This window comes from Georgenia sp. AZ-5 (assembly GCF_043952095.1).
Classification (GTDB): Bacteria; Actinomycetota; Actinomycetes; order Actinomycetales; family Actinomycetaceae; genus Georgenia.
This window is the reverse complement of the sequence record NZ_JBINOU010000001.1, coordinates 1740649-1759995: the sequence shown is the minus strand read 5'-3', so window position 1 is coordinate 1759995 and position 19347 is coordinate 1740649. Positions and strand designations below refer to the sequence as shown.

The window sequence follows — 19347 nt, the reverse complement described above, 5'->3', positions numbered from 1 at the left end:
GCGGTGGCCACCGAACCTCACAGGAGCCCGCGTGCCAGGACCGGCCCACACGCCCGAGGACGGCTCGCGCGCCGCCGCGGTGTCTCAGGTCGCCGTCGAGGAGGAGCAGGTCTTCGTCGACACGGTCTACACCCGGCTGGACGAGCTGCGCGCCGCCTACGAGGCACGGCTGGCGGACGTGCGCCGCGAGGGGCCGTCGGGATCCCCGCAGAACCGGTCGGAGCGGGACGCCTTCGCGGCGCACTACGCCGACGCCGTCGCGCGCCTGGACCACGTGGAGAACCGGCTCGTCTTCGGCCGGCTGGACCTGCGGGCGGAGGGCGAGCCGCGCTACGTCGGCCGGGTCGGGATGTCCGACGCCGAGCACAACCAGCTGCTGGTCGACTGGCGCGCCCCCAGCGCGCGCCCCTTCTACCAGGCCACCGCGGCACACCCGGGCGACGTCGTCCGCCGCCGGCACCTGATGACGCGCGGGCGCACGGTCGTCGGCGTGGAGGACGAGCTGCTCGACCACGAGAACCTGGACGAGGCGGTCGCCAGCGGCCTGACCGGTGAGGGGGCGCTCTTCGCGGCGATGTCCGCCGCCCGCTCCGGGCGCATGCACGACATCGTCTCGACCATCCAGGCCGAGCAGGACGCGGTGATCCGCTCGCCGCTGGACGGGGTCCTTGTCGTCCAGGGCGGCCCGGGCACCGGCAAGACCGCCGTCGCCCTGCACCGGGCGGCGTACCTGCTCTACGCCCACCGCGAGCGCCTCGAGCGCTCCGGCGTGCTGCTCGTCGGCCCCTCCCGGGTGTTCCTGCGCTACATCGACCAGGTCCTGCCCTCCCTCGGCGAGACCGACGTCGTGGCCACCACCATGGGCGACCTGCTGCCGGGCACGACGGCGACCGCCGACGAGCCGGAGGAGGTCGCCGCGGTGAAGGGCCGCGCGGCCATGGCCCAGGTGCTGGCCCGGGCGGTCCGGGGGCTCCAGCGCGTCCCCGACGAGGTCCGCGAGCTGCGCGTCGAGGGCACCACGCTGCACCTGCGGCCCGAGGACGTGCGCGCGGCCATGGCCAGGGCGCGGCGCACCGGCCTGCCGCACAACCAGGCCCGCGACACGTTCGCCCGGACGATGCTCGACCACCTCGTCCGCGAGTACGCGGGCACCAAGGGCGTGGACGACGCCGACGAGCGCGCCTTCCTCATGGAGGACGTGCGCACCGCGCGCGACGTCCGGGTGGCGATCAACCTGTGCTGGATGCCCACCACCCCGCACGGCCTGCTCGAGAAGCTCTACGCCCGCCCCGACCTGCTGGCCCGCTACACCGGGGGCATGTCCGCCCGCGACCGCACCCTGCTCCAGCGCGAGCCGGGCTCGGCCTGGACGGTCGCCGACATCCCGCTCCTGGACGAGCTCGCCGAGCTGCTGGGCGTGCACGAGCAGGCGGAGGCCAACCGCGCCGCCGCAGAGGCCAAGATCCAGGCCGCCGAGGAGCTGCGCTTCGCCCAGGAGGCCATCGCCTCGCAGGGCCTGGGCATGGGCATGGTGAGCGCCGAGATGCTGGCCGAGCGCTTCGCCGCCACCGGCCCGCGGCTGACGACGGCGGAGCGCGCGGCTTCCGACCGCTCCTGGACGTACGGCCACGTCGTCGTCGACGAGGCCCAGGAGCTCTCCCCCATGGCGTGGCGGGCCCTGCTGCGCCGCTGCCCCTCCCGCTCCATGACGGTGGTGGGCGACCTCGCCCAGCGCAGCGGCCACCAGCCCGCGCGGTCCTGGGGCCAGGTGCTCGGCCGCGCCGCCGGCGCCCACCTGCGCGAGGCCGTCCTGACCATCAGCTACCGCACGCCCGCCACGGTCATGGACGCCGCCACGGCGGTCCTCGCCGCGCTCGACGCCGCGCCGGCCTACCCGGTGCGCGCCGCCCGCGACCTGCCCGACGCCCTCACCCTGACGACCGCCGGCGCCGGGGGCGTCCCGGCGGCCGTCGGGCGGGCCGCCCGCGAAGAGCTCGCCGGGCTGGACGCCGCCGACGGCGTCGGCGCCGGCCGGGTGGCCGTCATCGTGCCCGCTGCGCGCCGGGCCGAGGTGGCCGCCGAGCTGGCCGGCGTGCCGGACCTGCGCGCCGCGCTCGCCTCGGGCGAGAACGAGCCGCTCGGCGCGCGCCTGGCGGTGCTGGACCCGCACGAGGCCAAGGGGCTGGAGTTCGACGTGGTCGTGCTCGCCGAGCCCGCGGACATCCTCCGCGGGGGCACGGGCGACCTGTACGTGGCCATGACGCGGCCGACCCGCCGGCTGCGCGTGGTGCACGAGCGGCCGCTGCCGGAGGGCTTTCGACCGGAGTGACGCGGGAGGACGGCGCGGCGTCGGGCGAGGCGTCCACGCCCGTCTCGCCGCGGCCGTCCCCGCCCGTCCCGGCCCGGCGGGGCACAGCGGCACAGCGGCACGGGTGACCGATCCCACTTCGCCCACGTGGTGGACTTACTTGCTCCGCATCGCGAGACAGGCGGACGATGACCCGGTGGCACGCGCACTCCTCCTGGAAAACCCGCACAGCAACGCCGACGAGGTTCTCGCCCGCGCCGGCCTCGAGGTCGTCCGGCACCCGGGTGCCCTCGACGAGGGCGAGCTGATCGAGGCGCTCGACGGCGTCGACATCCTCGGCATCCGCTCGACCACGCAGGTGACCGAGCGGGTGCTCGCGAAGCACCCCGACCTGGTGGCCATCGGCGCGTTCTGCATCGGCACCAACCAGATCGACCTGCGCGCCGCCGCCCGCCGTGGCATCGCCGTGTTCAACGCGCCGTTCTCGAACACCCGCTCCGTGGTCGAGCTCGCGGTGGCCGAGATCATCGCGCTGACCCGCCGCCTCACGGTGCGCGACAAGGCGCTGCACGCCGGCACCTGGGACAAGTCGGCCACCGGCTCGCACGAGGTCCGTGGGCGCACCATCGGCATCGTGGGGTACGGCAACATCGGCACGCAGCTGTCGGTCGTGGCCGAGGCGCTGGGCATGCGGGTCGTCTTCTTCGACACCGCCGAGAAGCTCGCGCTGGGCAACGCCCAGCGCATGGGCTCCCTCGCCGAGCTGCTCGCCGTGGCCGACGTGGTCACCCTCCACGTCGACGGGCGCGAGGGCAACGCCGGCATGTTCGGCCGCGAGCAGTTCGAGCAGATGAAGCACGGGGCGGCGTTCCTCAACCTCTCCCGCGGCTTCCTCGTGGACTACTCGGTGCTGCGGGAGAAGATTCTCGACGGCTCGGTCTCCGGTGCCGCCGTCGACGTCTTCCCCAACGAGCCCAAGCGCACCGGCGACCACTTCGAGTCCGAGCTCCGCGGGCTGCCGAACGTCATCCTCACCCCGCACGTGGGCGGCTCGACCCAGGAGGCGCAGGAGAACATCGGCTCCTTCGTCTCGGGCAAGCTCTCCAAGTACCTGCGGACCGGCTCCACCGACCTGTCGGTCAACCTCCCTCGGCTGGCGCTCGAGCCCTCCGACGCCGCCCGTTACCGGGTGGCCTTCGTGCACCGCAACACCCCCGGGGTGCTGGCGCTCGTGAACCAGACCTTCGCCGAGCACGGCGCCAACATCGAGGGCCAGATCCTCGGCACCCGCGGCGAGATCGGCTACGTGGTCACGGACATCGGTTCCGAGCTGCCGCGCGAGGCGGTGGAGGCGGTGCGCGAGATGGAGGACACCCTCCGGCTGCGCGTCATGGTTCGCCCGAACCCCGAGGACTGAGCTCACGCGACGACGGCCGGCGCGGGGGCGGGAACGACCGCAGTACGGTCGGAGCATGTACGTTCCCGCGCCCGAGCGCTATGACTCCATGACCTACCGCCGCTGCGGCCGCAGCGGCCTGGACCTGCCCGCGATCGCCCTGGGCCTGTGGCAGAACTTCGGCGAGGCCAACCCGTACGAGACCCAGCGGGACATCGTGCTGCGCGCGATCGACCTGGGCATCACGCACATCGACCTGGCGAACAACTACGGGCCCCCGCCCGGCTCGGCGGAGCGGTCCTTCGGGCGGATGCTCGCCGAGGACCTGCGCGGGCTGCGCGACGAGCTGGTGATCTCGACGAAGGCGGGCTACGACATGTGGCCGGGCCCTTACGGCAACGGCGGGTCCCGCAAGTACCTGCTGGCCTCGCTGGACCAGTCCCTGGAACGCCTGGGACTGGGCTACGTCGACATCTTCTACTCGCACCGCTTCGACGACACGACGCCCCTGCGGGAGACCATCGGCGCCCTCAAGACGGCCGTCGACTCCGGCCGCGCGCTGTACGCCGGCATCTCCTCGTACTCCGCGCAGCGCACCCTCGAGGCGTTCGCGATCGCCGACGAGATCGGCCTGGACCTGCTGGTGCACCAGCCGTCGTACTCGATGCTGAACCGCTGGATCGAGCAGGGCGAGCCGAGCCTGCTGGACGTCCTCGGCGAGCGGGGCATGGGGGCCGTGGTCTTCTCGCCGCTGGCGCAGGGCATGCTCACCGACCGCTACCTCGACGGCATCCCCGAGGGCTCGCGCGCCGCTCGCCAGGGCCCGCTGCGCGAGGAGTTCCTCAACGACGAGTCGCTGTCCCACGTCCGCGCCCTCAACGACATCGCCGAGGGCCGCGGCCAGACCCTCGCCCAGATGGCGATCGCCTGGGTGCTGCGCGACCCGCGCGTGACGACGGCGCTCGTGGGCGCCTCCAGCGTCACCCAGCTCGAGAACTCCGTGGCCGCGCTCGACCACCTCGAGTTCACCGAGGAGGAGCTCGCCCGTATCGACGAGCACGCCGTCGACCAGGACATCAACATCTGGGCCGCCCGGTCGTCCGACCTGTAGGCGCCGCAGTCAGGTGCCAGCGGGGATCGCCAGCGCGGCGCGGTCTCCCGCCCGGTGGGGACCGTCGCCCGCGTCAGCGGGCCGCACCCGGTGGTGGTGCGGACCGGACCCGCACAGACTTCGGCCGGCGGGCTTGCACGCACGGCGTGGGCGCTCCACCTCGGGGCCGCCGTCGGCACCGGGGTCTCCACCTTGGCGGCTTCGCCCCCTCGCGCGAACCTACGGTGCCGTAAGTTACAGTCGCCTCAGTCCACGGCGGCCTCAGTCCACGGCGGCCCGTCAGCACCCGCTGCTCCGTCCCTCGAGCGAAACGAGGCTCATGAGCGACAACGACACGCGCTCCCCCGCCCGCCCGCACTACGCACCCGGCGTCCCGGCCGAGATCACCGTGCCCGACCGGCCGGTGCCCACCCTGGTCGACGACGCCGCCGAGGCGCACGGCCCCAAGGTGGCCCTCGACTTCCTCGGTGCGACAACCACGTACGCCGAGCTCGCCGAGCAGGTGGGCCGCGCGGCCGCCGTCCTCGCCGCGGCCGGCGTCCGCGCGGGTGACCGCGTGGCGCTCGTGCTGCCGAACTGCCCCCAGCACGTCGTGGCGTTCTACGCCGCGCTGCGCCTGGGCGCCGTCGTCGCCGAGCACAACCCGCTGGCCCCGCCGACGGAGATCCAGGCGCAGCTCGACGCCCACGGCGCGCGGGTGGTGGTCTGCTGGGAGAAGGCGCTCGACCGCGTGGCGCCGGGCGGCGACCGGAAGGGTCGCACCGTCCTGGCGGTCGACCTCACCGCGGCGCTGCCCCGGCGGTCCCGCCTGCTGCTGCGCCTGCCGGTGGCCGCGGCGCGGAAGCAGCGCGACGCGATGCGCGGGCCGGTCCCCGCCGGGGTGCTCAGCTGGGAGGCGGGGCAGCGGTCCGCGCGGCCCCTCCCGGCCGGGCACCCGCAGCCGGGGCCCGAGGACCTGGCCGTGCTGCTGCACACCGGCGGCACGACCGGCACCCCGAAGGCGGTCGCGCTCACCCACCGCAACCTCATGGCCAACGTGGCGCAGGGCCGGGCCTGGGTCCCGGGCCTGGTGGAGGGCGAGGAGACGTTCTACGCCGTCCTGCCGTTCTTCCACGCGTTCGGCCTGACGCTCTCGCTCACCTTCGCCGTGCGGATGGGGGCGACGCAGGTCGTGCTCCCCCGGTTCGACGTCGACATGACCCTGGCCGCCATGGGGCGCCGACCGGCGACGTTCTTCCCGGGCGTGCCGCCGATGTTCGACCGCCTCGCCCAGGCCGCCGAGGAGCGGGGCGCCGACCTGTCCTCGGTGCGCTTCGCCATCTCGGGCGCGATGGCCCTGGACCGGGAGGTCGCCCGCAGGTGGGAGTCCGTCACCGGCGGGCTGATCATCGAGGGCTACGGGATGACGGAGTGCTCGCCGGTGGCGCTCGGCAACCCGATCGGCCCGGACCGGCGCCCCGGCGCGCTGGGCGTGCCGTTCCCCTCCACGGAGATCCGCGTCGTCGACCCCGAGGAGCCCGCCCTGGAGGTGCCGCCCGGCTCCCCAGGGGAGCTGCTGATCCGCGGGCCGCAGGTGTTCGCCGGGTACTACGGCAAGCCCGCGGAGACGGCGGAGGTGCTGCTGGACGGCGGCTGGCTGCGCACCGGTGACATCGTCCGGCTCGACGACGACGGCTACGTCGTGCTGGCCGACAGGATCAAGGAGCTGATCATCTCGGGCGGGTTCAACATCTACCCGTCCCAGGTCGAGGACGCCGTGCGCTCGATGCCCGGCGTGCGGGACGTCGCGGTGGTGGGGCTTCCCGACGGCGCGAGCGGGGAGTCGGTCGTGGCCGCCCTGGTCCTCGAGCCCGGCGCACGCGTGGACCTGGAGGCCGTGCGCCGGTGGACGCACGAACGACTGTCCCACTACGCCATGCCCCGGCGGATCGCGGTGCTCGACGAGCTGCCGCGCTCCCAGCTCGGCAAGGTGCTGCGGCGCAAGGTCCGCGACCAGCTCCTCGAGGTCGGGGAGCAGGTGGGGTCCGTCGGGGCCAAGGTCCACAGCGTCGGGGAGCAGCTGCGCGGGGCGGGCCGGCTTCACCCGCGCAAGGATGCCGACGCCTCCTGAGGCGCGCCCGCTCGGGGCGCTCCCGGCGCGCCGGGCGGATCACCGCGACAGCGCGCCGCCCACGCCCGGACAGAGGCTGACCGTCGGTGGCGGCGGCTTCCCCTCCGCCGCCACCGACGGTGTCAGTGCGCCGGTGACTGCTCGGGCACGCCGGCTGCGCCAAGGCTAGCGGAGCGCGGGGCGTCCGTCCGCATGTTCGGCGCAGCACGGTCGGCGGCCGAGGCGGGGCCGTCGGGGGCCTCCGCCCGGCCCTCCGGCGCGGAGGTGCGCCCCTGCCGCTCCGCACGCAGCGCGGCGATGGCGTCCTCGAAGTCCTCCAGGGAGCTGAAGGACGAGTACACGCTGGCGAACCGCAGGTAGGCGACCTCGTCCAGTTGACGCAGCGGCCCGAGGATCGCCAGCCCGATCTCGTGGGCGTCGATCTGGGCGGCGCCGCTCGCGCGCACGGTCTCCTCGACCTGCTGCGCGAGGAGAGCGAGGTCGTCGTCGGAGACGGGGCGCCCCTGGCACGCCTTGCGCACGCCGGCGACGACCTTGTCCCGGCTGAACGGCTCGCTGGCGCCGGAGCGCTTCACCACGGTCAGGCTCGAGGTCTCGAGGGTGGTGAAGCGACGACCGCAGCTGGGGCACTGCCGACGCCGCCTGATCATCGAGCCGTCCTCGGTGGTGCGGGAGTCGATCACACGCGAGTCACCGTGGCGGCAGAACGGGCAGTGCACGCCTGCACTTCTCCCCTCGTCGGGCCGTGTCCGGCCGGGCACCCCGGGCACCTGGCGTCCCGGGTCCGCCCACCTCGGTGCGGACGTCCCCGCCACGGTAGGACCGTCCGGCTCGGAAGCGCAATCGGCCGCGGCCGGGCGTCCCGGCGCGGGCGGCGCCGGGAGCGGCCGGCACGCCGGCCAGGTCTCGAGCCCCATCCGTCGGCGCCTGCCTGCCGGCTCAGCGCGCCGGCACGAGGAGCTGCTGCCCGGCCCGGAGCTCGCCGGAGTCTAGGGCGTTCAGCTCGCTGATGTGCGCGACCACGTCGCGCACGTCCTCCCCCGGCGCGGCGGCGGCTCCGGCCAGCGTCCAGAGCGTCTCCCCGGCGGCCACCGTGACGGTCTCGACCTCACCGGGCGTCCCCGGGGCGGCCGCGCCGCCGAGCCCGAGGCCCAGCCCGACGGAGATCGACGCCGCGAGCAGGAGGACCGCCGCAGCCACCACACGCCGGCCGAGCGCCGTCAGGCGAAGCTGTCCCCGCACCGCCGCGGAGCGGCGCTCTCGCTCCAGCGCAGGAACCGGCACGGTGACAGCCGTCGATGGCGCCGCGATGCCGGCCGGACGGGCCGCCGCCGGCGGGACGAAGCCCGGGCCGACGAGCTGCAGGTTGCCGCGGCGCGGCGTCGGGCTGCGGTCCGGGCGTGCGTCGCCCGGGCGCGCCGGACGGCGGCCGCCCCGGGTGCCCGGGCGCGGGGCCGGCTGCCATGCCGGCTGGGCTACGAGAGCGCTCACTGCTCCTCCTCGAACTTATGTTCGTAGAACATGTGTACGACAGATTAGGGCGAATTCACCCTGCTGTCGACACACCGTCGAACAGACGTTTGATATACGGGCTGTTCGCTTCTACGCTGAAGCACACCAGCGACCACTGACATCGGCGGACCCGCCCGGCTCCGCCGCCGGCCGCCGCCCTGTCGGGCGCGGGAGGAAGGGACCACCGACGTGAGCAGTTCCGAGGAGCCGACGCAGGTCCAGCCCGACGCCGGGGATCTCACGGAGCGGCAGGTGCTGATCCTCGAGACCATCCGCTCCGCGGTGGCCTCCCGCGGCTACCCGCCGAGCATGCGCGAGATCGGCGACGCCGTCGGCCTCACCAGCCCGTCATCGGTCAAGCACCAGCTGGGGGTCCTGGAGCGGAAGGGGTACGTGCGCCGGGACCCGAACCGTCCGCGCGCGATCGAGCTCATCGAGGACCCGCGCAACACGCCGGTGCCCGTGGGCGCCTTCGACGGCGAGGGGCTCCAGGCCGCGGCGCCGACCTACGTGCCCATCGTCGGGCGCATCGCCGCGGGCGGACCGATCCTCGCCGAGCAGGCGGTCGAGGACGTCTTCCCGCTGCCCCGGCAGCTGGTGGGCGACGGTGAGCTCTTCCTCCTCAGGGTGGTCGGCGAGTCCATGATCGACGCCGCCATCTGCGACGGCGACTGGGTGGTCGTGCGCCGTCAGCCCGTGGCCGAGAACGGCGAGGTGGTCGCCGCGATGATCGACGGCGAGGCCACCGTCAAGACGTTCCAGCGCAGGGACGGCCACGTCTGGCTCCTGCCGCAGAACCCGACCTTCTCACCCATCCCGGGCGACCAGGCGCAGATCCTGGGCCGCGTGGTGACCGTGCTGCGCAGCCTCTGACTCAGAACCCGAAGCGCTTGGCCACGGACCGGATCGACTCCGCGCTGCGGGCCAGGCCGGCACGCTCCGTCTCCGTCACCACCGGCACGAGCCGGCGGCCGACGCCGGAGCTGCCCACGATCGTCGGCACGGCCATGCACACGTCGGAGATCTCGAGGTAGTCCTCCAGCAGTGACGAAACCGAGAGCACCCGGTGCTCGTCGCGGAGCACCGCCTCGATGATGCGCACCACGGCCAGCCCGACGGCGTAGTTGGTCGCCCCCTTGCCCTCGATGATCCGGTAGGCCGAGCTCACGACGTCGGCGGCGATCCGGGCGCGCGCGGTGTCGTCGAGCATGCCGCCGGTCACGGTCTGCCCCCACTGCAGGAGCGGGACCGCCCCGATCATGGCCGAGCTCCACAGCGGGATCTCCGAGTCGCCGTGCTCGCCGGCGATGTAGGCGTGCACGTTCTGCACCGCCACCCCGCACTCCTGCGCCACCAGGTACCGCAGCCGGTTGCTGTCCAGCACGGTGCCGGAGCCGAAGAACTGGTTGTCCGGCAGGCCGGAGATCTTCAGCCCGGCATAGGTGACGACGTCGACCGGGTTGGCGACCATGATGTAGACGGCGTCGGGCGCCACCTCCACCACGCGCGGCACGAGGTCGCGCATGATGTCGATGGTCGCGCCGGCGAGGTCCAGCCGGGACTGCCCCGGCTTCTGCCGGGCGCCGGCGGTGATGACGACGACGTCGGCTCCCGCGCAGATCCCGATGTCGTCCGAGCCGCCGACCGAGCCCATGGGCGTGAACTGGATGCCGTGGGCGATGTCCAGCGCCTCGGCCTCGACCTTGGCCTTGTTGACGTCGAAGAGCACCACCTCGCGAGCGGCGCCGCGCAGCAGGCAGGCGTAGGCGAGCGTCGACCCGACGGCACCGGCCCCCACGATGGCGACCTTGCTGGCCTTGCGCTCCCCCGGTCCGGACGTGCCGAGCAGCTCGCTGCGCCCGCCGACGTCGGCCCGCTCCGTCATGGTTACCTCCCGCTCGGTCCTTCTTCCTCCGCCACCCTAGGCGGCGCCGGGCAGGCCCGCCGGTGCAGGCCACCCGGGGGCGCGGTACGAGACCCGGTCAGCCGGGGGCGCCGACCGGCGCCGCGTCCGCCGCGGCCAGGCGCCGCAGCGCCCCCCGCGTCACCTCGCCGTCGTGGGTGCGCCACAGCGGCGGCATGGACCGGGTGAGGAAGGTGCCGTAGCGGGCGGTGGCCAGGCGCGGGTCGAGCACGGCCACGACCCCGCGGTCGGTGGTCGAGCGCACTAGGCGCCCGGCGCCCTGGGCGAGCAGCAGGGCGGCGTGGGTGGCGGCGACCGACATGAACCCGTTGCCGCCCGCCGCCGCGACGACCTCCGACCGCGCCGACTTCACCGGGTCGTCCGGCCTGGGGAACGGGATGCGGTCGATCACGACGAGGCGGCACGTGCGCCCGGGCACGTCGACGCCCTGCCACAACGACAGCGTGCCCATGAGAGAGGTGGCGTCGTCCTCGGCGAAGCGCCGCACCAGGGTGGGCAGCTGGTCCTCGCCCTGGCACAGCACCGGGGTGTCGATCTCGGCGCGCAGCCGCTCGGCGGCGGCCTCGGCGGCACGGCGCGAGGAGAACAGGCCGAGGGTGCCGCCCCCGGCCGCGCGGACCAGCTCGACGAGCTCGGTCAGGGCCTGCTCGCTCGTGCCGTCCCGGCCCGGCGGCGGCAGGTGCCGGGCGACGTACAGGATGCCCTGCCGCGGGTAGTCGAACGGCGACCCCACGTCAAGCCCCCGCCAGGCGCGCTCGTCGTCGAGGGTGAGGCCGAGGGAGCGGGCCATGGCGTCGAACGTCCCGCCCAGCGTGAGGGTGGCCGAGGTCAGCACGGCGGCGCGCCCCGCGAGCAGGCGCTCGGCCACGGCCCCGGCGACGTCGAGCGGCGCCAGGCGCAGCCGCGGCTGCTCGTTGCCCACGCGCGGCCGCTCGCACCACAGCACGTCCCGCCGCTGCGCGACGCCGTCGCCCAGCAGCCGCTCCGCCACCTCGAGCAGCACGACCATCGCCGAGCGCGCCATCGCGCGGCCGCCGGCGTCCTCCGCGCCCGGCGTGGGCTTCATCGCGCTGACGGCCTCGCGGGCGCCGGCCTCGACGAGCACGACGGCGTCGTGCACCCCGGCGGGGAGCCCGTCCGGCAGCCGGCCGTCGGGCACCACCTCCAGGCGCTGGCGCAGCGCGGCGACGGCCTTCTCCAGGGTCTCGTTGTTCACCCCGGCGTGGCGGCGCGCGAGCCGTGCGGTGCGCTCGACGACGCCGGCGCTGAGCTCGAGGGTCGACTGGGCGGTGACGCGGTCGGCCAGCTCGTGCGCCTCGTCCACCACCAGGACGTCGTGCTCGGGCAGGACGTTGGGCGAGCCGGCCGCGGCGATGCCGAGCATGGCGTGGTTCGTGACCACGACGTCGGCGTCCCGGGCCGCCTGCCGGGCCGCCTCGGGGAAGCACTCGGCGATCATGGGGCACTTCGCGCCCAGGCACTCCATCTTGGTGACCGACACCTGCCGCCAGGCCCGCTCGCTCACCCCGGGCACCAGGTCGTCGCGGTCGCCGGTGGCGGTCTCCTCGGCCCACTCGCGCAGCCGCACGACCTGCTCGGCCAGCGAGGATCGCTCCGGCGTGACGCCGGCTCCCGCCGCGGGATCGGCGCCGGTGGCCGCGGAGACGGTGAACAGCCCCGGCTCCTCGTCCACCGGGTAGCCGCCGGCGACCTTGTGCTTGCACAGGTAGTTGTGCCAGCCCTTGAGCAGGGCCACGTCGGGACGCAGGCCCGTGTGCTCGGCGACGGCGCCCGCCACCCGCGGGGCGTCGTGCAGCAGGACCTGCCGCTGGAGGGCGAGGGTCGCCGTCGACACGACGGCGCGCTGCCCGGCCTCGACGGCGTGCGCGAGCACCGGCACCAGGTACGCGAGCGACTTGCCGGTGCCGGTGCCCGCCTGGACGAGGAGGTGCTCGCCCGACCTCAGCGCCTCGGCGACGGCGTCGGCCATCTTCTGCTGGCCCGGCCGCGCCGCGCCGCCCAGCGACGCGACGGCGTCAGCCAGGATGGCGGGGACGTCCGCCATCAGGAGGCGGAGCGGGCCGCGGGGGCGTCGGCACCCGTGGAGGCGGCCGCACGCAGGTCCGCGGCCAGCTCCGGGTCCACGCGCGCCTGCAGGCGCGTGCCGCCCTCGACGTACTCCTCGTGGAGGATCTCCCCGTCCGTGTGCGCGCGGGAGACGAGGTCGCCACGCGGGTACGGCACGACGAGGTCCACCTCCTCGGCGGGCCGGGGCAGCAGCTCGGCGATGCGGTGCGCGAGCTCCTCGATGCCCTGGCCCGTGCGGGCGGAGACGGCGACGGATTCCGGGTAGCGCGTGCGCAGGGCCGCGAGGTCCTCGGGCGCGGCCAGGTCTGCCTTGTTCAGCACGACGAGCTCGGGCACCTCCGGCCCGCCGGGGATGTCGGCGACGACGGCGCGCACCGCCCGCACCTGCCCCTCGGGGTCGGGGTGGGCCGCGTCGACCACGTGGAGCAGCAGGTCGGCCTCGCCCACCTCCTCCAGCGTCGAGCGGAACGCCTCGACCAGCTCGGTGGGCAGCGACCGGACGAAACCGACCGTGTCGGCCAGCGTGTAGGCGCGCCCGTCCGGCGTCGTGGCGCGCCGCACCGTGGGGTCCAGGGTGGCGAACAGGGCGTTCTGCACCAGGACGCCGGCGCCGGTGAGCCGGTTGAGCAGGGAGGACTTCCCGGCGTTGGTGTACCCGGCGATCGCGACCGAGGGCACCTGGTTCTGCCGGCGGGAACCGCGCTTGGTCTCGCGGACCGGGGCCATGTCCTTGATCTGGCGGCGCAGGCGGGACATGCGGGTGCGGATGCGGCGGCGGTCCAGCTCGATCTTCGTCTCACCGGGGCCGCGCGAGCCGATCCCCGCGCCGCCGGCGACCCGGCCGCCGGCCTGGCGGGACATCGACTCGCCCCAGCCACGCAGGCGCGGGAGGAGGTACTCGAGCTGGGCCAGCTCGACCTGGGCCTTGCCCTCCCGGGACTTCGCGTGCTGGGCGAAGATGTCCAGGATCAGGGCCGTGCGGTCGATGACCTTGACCTTGACGACGTCCTCCAGCCCGCGCCGCTGCGAGGGGCTGAGCTCGCCGTCGACGATTACGGTGTCGGCGCCGCAGGCGCGCACCAGCTCCGCGAGCTCCGCGGCCTTGCCGGAGCCGAGGTAGGTGCCCGGGTCGGGCGTGAGCCGGCGCTGGAGCAGCCCGTCGAGGACGACGGAGCCCGCCGTCTCCGCGAGCGCCGCGAGCTCGCGCAGCGACACCTCGGCCAGCTCCGCCGTGCCGGTGGACCACAGCCCGACCAGGACGACGCGCTCAAGGCGCAGCTGCCGGTACTCGACCTCGGTGACGTCCTCGAGCTCGGTGGACAGGCCGCCCACGCGACGCAGCGCCGCGCGCTCCTCACGCTCGAGCTGCTCACCGTCCCAGTCCTCGCCCGTCTCCGGCGGGGCGCCGTCGCCGGACTCCAGGGCCGTCCCCTCGGTGGATCTCAGCGAGTTCCCGGCGCGGGCGAGGATGCGTGCGACGACGTCCTCGGCGGCTCGCTGGGCGCCTCCCGCCGTCTCGTCCAGGTGCTCGGCGTGAGTGGGGTTGGTGGGGGTCATGGTGTCCTTCCGTGGATGCCTCCAGGATCCCACGGCGGGAGTGCCACGGCCATCTGTTATCCCCAGAGGGAAATCGGTGGACGTGGCGGCGGGCACCCGGAGCCGGCCGCTGCGGGGCAGCGGCCGGCAACCGCGGCCGCCGCGGGAGGCGGCGTATAGGTTGGCTGGGTGAGCGCGCCCGACCACTACTTCACCGCCCGGCCCGCCTCCCCCGGAGAGCTGCGCACGCTCGACGTGCGGCTGCGGGGCCACGAGGTGCGGGTCACCACGGCGCCGGGGGTCTTCTCGGGCGACCGCCTCGACCTGGGCACCCGGGTGCTGCTCGACGCCGTGGACGACCCGCCCGAGCAGGGCACGCTCGTCGACGTCGGGTGCGGGTGGGGGCCCGTGACCCTCGCGATGGCCCTCGCCTCCCCGGGCGCGCGGGTCGTCGGTGTGGACGTCAACGCCCGGGCGCTGGACCTCACCCGCCGCAACGCCGCGGCGCTGGGCTTGGCGAACGTCACCGCCCTCGAGGCCGGCGAGGCGCTCGAGCGGTTCGCCGCCGAGGGCACCCGGATCGACGAGCTGTGGTCCAACCCGCCGATCCGGGTGGGCAAGGCGGCGCTGCACGAGCTGCTGCGCGGCTGGCTGGGGCTGCTCGCGCCCGGGGGCCGGGCGCAGCTCGTGGTGCAGAAGAACCTCGGGGCGGACTCGCTGCACCGGTGGCTCGCCGACGAGCTCGGGATGGACGTGGCCCGGACGGCGAGCTCGAAGGGCTTCCGCGTGCTCACGGTGCGGCCGCCGCGCCCCTGAGCGCCCGCCGTGCCAGTCAGGACGGCACGCGGCCGCCCTCACGTGCGGGCGCCCGGCCGGCCCTCAATCCGTGGTGAGCATGGACAGCGCCGCGGGGACCACCGGGTGGAGGAGCTCGGGCAGCCGGAACGTGTCCGCCTGCCGCTCGACGATGCCCATCCGGGCCAGCTGGACGAGGTCGGCGTGCAGCAGGAGCGCCGGCATCGCGGCCGGGTCCCAGTCGTCGCCGGTCACCGGCGGCTCCGGGCAGGTGAACCCCTCCGGCTCCGCGGCGCGCAGGAGCGCGCCGAGCAGGAGGTCCGGCTCGTGGGCGATGCTCCCCTCCCCGCCGCGGTCGTCCAGGAGGGCGTGGAGGACCGCGGCGTGCAGGCCGGCACCGGCGCCGGCCACCGCCTCCGCGGGCCCGTCCACCGGCGGCAGCGCCCGCCCGCCCGGCGTCACGCGCGTCTTGCCGATCTCGACGTAGCCGGCTCGCGCCACGGCCACCCAGACGACGGCCAGCTCGGGCACCTCCCACATGGACCGAGGTTCCTCGTCCCGCTCGATCCCCGTGAGCCGCATGAGCTCCAGGGTGTCGGCGCGGCGCAGGGCGCCGGTGGAGGTCACGGGCCTTCCCGCACCCACCCACCCGACCAGGGCCCGGGCACGGCGCAGGATCGGGGACCGCTCGAACGAGGCGGCGACCTCGGCGGCCTCGAAGGGGCCGGCGGCGAGCACATCGAGTCGCGGCGTGGGACCGAGCGTGACCGGCCAGATCGACGCGAACGGGTTGAGAGCCCCCTCCGGCCCGTCCGTGTTCGGGGCCACACCGTCACTGATCGCCACCCGCTCGTCGTACGGGAGGCTGTTGTCACGCGCGACGAAGTCGGCGAGGGCGGCAGGGTCGCGGACGTCCACCCCGTCCTGGAGTGCGTGCTCGATGATGTTCCCGCCCATGGTGCGCCGCGAGGCGTCCTCGAAGGCCTGCGGGACGTCGGCGGCGAGCTGCTCCATCAGCGCCGTCACCTCCGCCTCGCCCAGCGGTGAGCGCCAGCGCCCGGTGGCGAGCAGGAAGGTGAAGAACAAGGTCATCGCAGGGGCGAGCAGGCGCCGGTCGCCGGCGTCGGTGACCACCTTGCGGGGGAACAGCTCGGTGAGGACCGTGCGGATCTCCGCCTCGGTCCAGGCCGTGGGGTCCGGGGAGTCCAGGAAGTCGCTCTTGAGGTCGATGGCCGTGTCGACGAGCCAGGTGCTGTCCTCGAGGAACAGGTCGAGCCCGCGCGCCCAGTCCTCCAGCTCCTGCAGCAGCGCGCCGGTGTCCGCGGGCACGGCCCGGTGGGCGTCACGCCGCGGCGCGCCCTGGTGGCGCCGCCGCTGGGAGGCGGTCCTGCGCGGCTTGTGCTTCTTCTTCGGCATCGTCCGTCCCGTTCGAGGCTGCAACAGCCGTCCACGCTACCCGCCGCGCCCTCGCGACAGCGCCGGAGCCCGACCACGCCGGACCGCGACCACGCCGGACGACCGACGCCGACGCCGGCGCCGGTCAGTTCAGCAGCGTGACGTCCGCGGTGAGGACGGCTGGGCCGGTGAGCGTGACCGTGTCGCCGAGCACCCGCACCACGACCTCGCCGCCGGGCACGAGCACCCGCCAGGTGTCCGGCGCGCCGGGACCGCCCCAGGCTCGCACCGCGAGCGCCGCGGCGCACGTCCCGGTGCCGCACGAGCGGGTCTCCCCCACGCCGCGCTCGAGCACCCGCATCCGGACCCGGCCCACGGCCTCGCCGTCGCCGTCGTCCTCCCCCAGGGGGACGACCAGCTCGAGGTTGGTGCCCTCCGGCGGCGCGGGCTCGTAGGAGGCGCCGCCGGTGAGCACCGCCCCGGCGAGCTCGGCCTCGTCGGGCAGGGCCACGACGGTGTGCGGGTTGGGCACCGTGACCCGCAGGCCCGCGCGCGGGCCGGAGAGGCCGGGCACCTGCACGACGACGTCGTAGCCGGCCTGGACGGCGGGCAGCCCGCCGGGCATCGCCCAGGTGCCCATCTCGACCGTGTACAGCTCGCCGTCGAACGTCACGCGCCGCGGCCCGCCACGGGTGCCGACCACGACGCTCTCCCCCGCGCCGAGCTCGACGAGCCCGCGCACCCGCAGGTAGTGCACGAAGACCCGCACCCCGTTGCCGCACATCTCGGCCAGCGACCCGTCGGCGTTGCGGTAGTCCATGAACCACTCCGCGCCCGGGTCCTGCGCCAGGATGTCGGCCCCCTCCGGGAGCGCGGCGGAGCGGACCACGCGGATGAGCCCGTCGGCCCCCACACCGGCGTGCCGGTCGCACGCGGCGGCGACCTCGGCAGCGGTGAGCTCCAGGGCGCCGTCCGGGTCGGGCACGAGGACGAAGTCGTTCTCCGTGCCGTGCCCGGTGGTCAGGGCACGCCCGGCGAGGGCACCGAAGGGGGATGTCATAGGCCAAGGGTACGCAGCGCCGCGCGGACCATGGCTGTGGGCTCGGCCACCGGGATCCACGTGATGCGCGGGTCGCGCCGGAACCACTTCTCCTGCCGCCGCGCGAGGCGGCGGGTCGCCACGGTGATCGCCTCCACGGCCTCCTCGCGGGTCATGCGCCCGGCGACCACCTCGGCCGCCTCGGCGTAGCCGACGGCGCGCCGGGCGGTGCGGCCCTCCGCCAGGCCCCGGGCCAGCAGGGCCTCGGTCTCCTCCACCAGCCCGCCGGAGATCATCTGCGCCGCGCGTGCCGCGATGCGCCGGTCCAGCTCCGGGCGCGGGACGGCGACGGCCAGCTGGACCGCCGGGACCTCGTAGACGTGCTCGGGCATCGAGGCGGAGTAGGGCCGGCCGGTCAGGGCGATGACCTCCAGTGCCCGCACGACCCGGCGGGTGTTGCGCGGGTCGATGCGCGCGGCGGCGGCCGGGTCCTGGGCGGTGAGCTCGTCGTGCAGGGGGCGGGTGCCCAGGCGCTCCGCGCGTTCCTCCAGCGCCCCGCGCACGGCGGGGTCGGTGCCCGGGAAGTCCAGGCGGTCCAGCACCGCCCGGACGTACAGCCCGGACCCGCCGACCAGCACGGGCAGGCGGCCGCGCGCCCGGATGGCCTCGACGTCGCCGCGTGCGGCCCGCTGGTAGGCGGCCACGGTGGCCTCCTCGCGCACGTCCAGGACGTCGAGCTGGTGGTGGACGATGCCCCGGCGCTCCGCGGGCGGGAGCTTGGCGGTGCCGATGTCCATGCCGCGGTAGAGCTGCATCGCGTCGGCGTTGACGGCCTCCACGGCGCCGGGCCCGCCGAGGGCCTCCGCGAGGTCGAGCGCCAGGGCGGACTTGCCGGTCGCCGTCATGCCCACGACGGCGACGACGCGCACGGCGCCGCCCGCCTCGTCCGTCGCCTGCCGCACGAGTGCCCAACCTACCTGGCGCGCGCCCGCACCCCCGCGCGTACCCTCGGACCATGGCCAGGCCCGGCTTCGAGGAATCGGGGCGGCGCCCGGGGGCACCGGGCGGCCCCGGTGCGACGACCGGCGCGACCGGCGCCCGGGACGTCGTGCTGCCGCTGACCCGGGCGCGGCTGGAGGCCGCCCTGCAGGAGCTGGACTACCCGCACTTCCGCGACCGCAACGGGGACCTCGGGGCGATGTGGGCGCAGGCGGTCTTCCACCTGTACCTGCTCGGCCCCGACCAGTCCGTGCTCCAGGTGCGCGGCTCCTGGCACCGGCGGCTGGCGCTCGAGCGGCTGGGCGAGGTGCTCGAGCTCATCGACAGCTGGAACCGGGAGTACGTCGGCCCCAAGTGCTACGTCCGGGTGCTCGACGACGGCCGGCTCAGCGTCGTCGCGGAGGTGTCCACGCCGCTGGGCGCCGGGGTGAGCGACGAGCAGCTCACCCGCCTGATCCAGCGCGGGATCGGCCAGGGCATGCGCATGATGCGGGACCTCGAGCTGCGCTACCCCGACCCGGCCGAGCAGGCCCCCGGAGCGCTGTCGTGAGCTGGTGGCGGCGCCAGCGCCCCGAGCGCCGCCCGGGCGACCGGCCCGAGCCCGTGGAGGAGCCGCGGTCCGCACCCGAGCCGCCCGTGGCGCGCGCGGAGCCGCGGCACCTGCCGGGGCCGCCGGCGGAACGGACCACGCCGGTCACGGCCACCCGCATCTACGACGTCGTGACCGGCCGCGGCTACCACGTGCGCGCGGAGCCGGACGCGTCGCTGTCGGGGATGTGGGACGGCTACCAGTTCCAGCTGCGCCTGGCCGGGGAGGAGCAGGACTTCCTCAGCGTCCGGGGCACGTGGGGCCGGCTGATCCCCGACGAGCTGGTGCCCGCCGTCGCGCAGGCCGTCAACGACTGGAACCGGGACAAGATCTGGCCCACCGTGTTCACCGCGCCCACCGAGGACGGGCTGACGGTGCGGACCGAGATCATGGCCGACGTCGGCGCGGGCGCGACCGACCGCCAGCTGCTCGACATCATCGAGGGCGGGCTCGCCGCCGGGGTGCAGTTCTTCCAGGCGCTCGGCCGGTCCATGCCGCCGATCGAGGAGCCCTCGCCGGAGTTCTGAGCGCGAGCCGCGGCTGGC

16 protein-coding genes are annotated in these 19347 nt (G+C 75.1%); 8 read left to right on the top strand and 8 right to left on the bottom strand.

Annotation, left to right across the window (positions count from 1 at the left end; all coding sequences use genetic code 11):
- Positions 1 to 31: 31 nt before the first annotated feature.
- The 4 genes from ACF0H8_RS08350 to ACF0H8_RS08335 all read left to right on the top strand — a co-directional run bounded on the left by ACF0H8_RS08350 (position 32) and on the right by ACF0H8_RS08335 (position 6925).
- Positions 32 to 2329 (top strand): HelD family protein, encoded by a 2298-nt coding sequence (locus ACF0H8_RS08350; protein WP_395288484.1) that lies wholly within the window; start codon positions 32 to 34, stop codon positions 2327 to 2329.
- Between the two features lie 175 nt (positions 2330 to 2504).
- Positions 2505 to 3725 (top strand): phosphoglycerate dehydrogenase, encoded by a 1221-nt coding sequence (serA, locus tag ACF0H8_RS08345; RefSeq protein ID WP_395288483.1) that lies wholly within the window; start codon positions 2505 to 2507, stop codon positions 3723 to 3725.
- Positions 3726 to 3780: 55 nt separating this feature from the next.
- On the top strand, positions 3781 to 4815 hold the full coding sequence (gene mgrA, locus ACF0H8_RS08340) for an L-glyceraldehyde 3-phosphate reductase (RefSeq protein ID WP_395288482.1): 1035 nt from the start codon (positions 3781 to 3783) through the stop codon (positions 4813 to 4815).
- Positions 4816 to 5134: 319 nt separating this feature from the next.
- Positions 5135 to 6925 (top strand): AMP-binding protein, encoded by a 1791-nt coding sequence (locus tag ACF0H8_RS08335; protein ID WP_395288481.1) that lies wholly within the window; start codon positions 5135 to 5137, stop codon positions 6923 to 6925.
- A gap of 122 nt (positions 6926 to 7047) precedes the next feature.
- Here the strand turns inward: ACF0H8_RS08335 and nrdR are convergent, their stop codons facing one another.
- A complete protein-coding gene (gene nrdR, locus ACF0H8_RS08330) occupies positions 7048 to 7644 on the bottom strand; it encodes a transcriptional regulator NrdR (protein WP_395288480.1) in 597 nt (198 codons plus the stop codon).
- A 220-nt stretch (positions 7645 to 7864) separates the two neighbouring features.
- Positions 7865 to 8416 (bottom strand): LysM peptidoglycan-binding domain-containing protein, encoded by a 552-nt coding sequence (locus ACF0H8_RS08325; RefSeq protein ID WP_395288479.1) that lies wholly within the window; start codon positions 8414 to 8416, stop codon positions 7865 to 7867.
- 210 nt (positions 8417 to 8626) lie between these two features.
- Between ACF0H8_RS08325 and lexA the strand changes: the two genes are divergently transcribed.
- The gene (lexA, locus tag ACF0H8_RS08320) at positions 8627 to 9310 is read left to right on the top strand and encodes a transcriptional repressor LexA (protein WP_395288478.1); all 684 of its coding nucleotides are present in this window, start codon (positions 8627 to 8629) and stop codon (positions 9308 to 9310) included.
- A gap of 1 nt (position 9311) precedes the next feature.
- Here the strand turns inward: lexA and ACF0H8_RS08315 are convergent, their stop codons facing one another.
- The 3 genes from ACF0H8_RS08315 to hflX form a co-directional block, all read right to left on the bottom strand.
- Entirely contained in the window at positions 9312 to 10322 is a 1011-nt protein-coding gene (locus tag ACF0H8_RS08315; RefSeq protein ID WP_395288477.1) for an L-lactate dehydrogenase, read from the bottom strand.
- A gap of 97 nt (positions 10323 to 10419) precedes the next feature.
- Complete coding sequence (locus ACF0H8_RS08310; RefSeq protein ID WP_395288476.1) at positions 10420 to 12426, bottom strand: ATP-dependent DNA helicase; 2007 nt, start codon at positions 12424 to 12426, stop codon at positions 10420 to 10422.
- Positions 12426 to 14006 (bottom strand): GTPase HflX, encoded by a 1581-nt coding sequence (gene hflX / locus ACF0H8_RS08305; protein ID WP_395288475.1) that lies wholly within the window; start codon positions 14004 to 14006, stop codon positions 12426 to 12428. The genes ACF0H8_RS08310 and hflX overlap by 1 nt, the downstream gene beginning before the upstream one ends.
- 168 nt (positions 14007 to 14174) lie before the next feature.
- Between hflX and ACF0H8_RS08300 the strand changes: the two genes are divergently transcribed.
- Entirely contained in the window at positions 14175 to 14801 is a 627-nt protein-coding gene (locus ACF0H8_RS08300; RefSeq protein WP_395288474.1) for a class I SAM-dependent methyltransferase, read from the top strand.
- A 63-nt stretch (positions 14802 to 14864) separates the two neighbouring features.
- On the opposite strand, the gene ACF0H8_RS08295 is transcribed toward ACF0H8_RS08300, so the two are convergent.
- The 3 genes from ACF0H8_RS08295 to miaA form a co-directional block, all read right to left on the bottom strand.
- Positions 14865 to 16196, bottom strand: a complete 1332-nt coding sequence (locus ACF0H8_RS08295; RefSeq protein ID WP_395288473.1) for a hypothetical protein — start codon at positions 16194 to 16196, stop codon at positions 14865 to 14867.
- A 124-nt stretch (positions 16197 to 16320) separates the two neighbouring features.
- The gene (dapF, locus tag ACF0H8_RS08290) at positions 16321 to 17235 is read right to left on the bottom strand and encodes a diaminopimelate epimerase (RefSeq protein ID WP_395288472.1); all 915 of its coding nucleotides are present in this window, start codon (positions 17233 to 17235) and stop codon (positions 16321 to 16323) included.
- Positions 17232 to 18176 (bottom strand): tRNA (adenosine(37)-N6)-dimethylallyltransferase MiaA, encoded by a 945-nt coding sequence (miaA, locus tag ACF0H8_RS08285; protein ID WP_395288471.1) that lies wholly within the window; start codon positions 18174 to 18176, stop codon positions 17232 to 17234. The genes dapF and miaA overlap by 4 nt, the downstream gene beginning before the upstream one ends.
- A 53-nt stretch (positions 18177 to 18229) precedes the next feature.
- Between miaA and ACF0H8_RS08280 the strand changes: the two genes are divergently transcribed.
- Together ACF0H8_RS08280 and ACF0H8_RS08275 are read left to right on the top strand one after the other, a co-directional pair.
- Positions 18230 to 18763 (top strand): YbjN domain-containing protein, encoded by a 534-nt coding sequence (locus ACF0H8_RS08280; RefSeq protein ID WP_395288470.1) that lies wholly within the window; start codon positions 18230 to 18232, stop codon positions 18761 to 18763.
- Entirely contained in the window at positions 18760 to 19329 is a 570-nt protein-coding gene (locus ACF0H8_RS08275) for a YbjN domain-containing protein (protein ID WP_395288469.1), read from the top strand. Before ACF0H8_RS08280 ends, ACF0H8_RS08275 begins: the two co-directional genes overlap by 4 nt.
- The last annotated feature ends 18 nt before the right edge of the window (positions 19330 to 19347 follow it).

What these genes read in the sequence shown, in the direction of transcription:
- mgrA (WP_395288482.1), top strand. Translation starts at nt 3,781, where the DNA reads ATGTACGTTCCCGCGCCCGAGCGCTATGACTCCATGACCTACCGCCGC.
- ACF0H8_RS08335 (WP_395288481.1), top strand. Translation starts at nt 5,135, where the DNA reads ATGAGCGACAACGACACGCGCTCCCCCGCCCGCCCGCACTACGCACCC.
- ACF0H8_RS08315 (WP_395288477.1), bottom strand. Translation starts at nt 10,322, where the DNA reads ATGACGGAGCGGGCCGACGTCGGCGGGCGCAGCGAGCTGCTCGGCACG.
- ACF0H8_RS08310 (WP_395288476.1), bottom strand. Translation starts at nt 12,426, where the DNA reads ATGGCGGACGTCCCCGCCATCCTGGCTGACGCCGTCGCGTCGCTGGGC.
- hflX (WP_395288475.1), bottom strand. Translation starts at nt 14,006, where the DNA reads ATGACCCCCACCAACCCCACTCACGCCGAGCACCTGGACGAGACGGCG.
- ACF0H8_RS08295 (WP_395288473.1), bottom strand. Translation starts at nt 16,196, where the DNA reads ATGCCGAAGAAGAAGCACAAGCCGCGCAGGACCGCCTCCCAGCGGCGG.
- dapF (WP_395288472.1), bottom strand. Translation starts at nt 17,235, where the DNA reads ATGACATCCCCCTTCGGTGCCCTCGCCGGGCGTGCCCTGACCACCGGG.
- ACF0H8_RS08280 (WP_395288470.1), top strand. Translation starts at nt 18,230, where the DNA reads ATGGCCAGGCCCGGCTTCGAGGAATCGGGGCGGCGCCCGGGGGCACCG.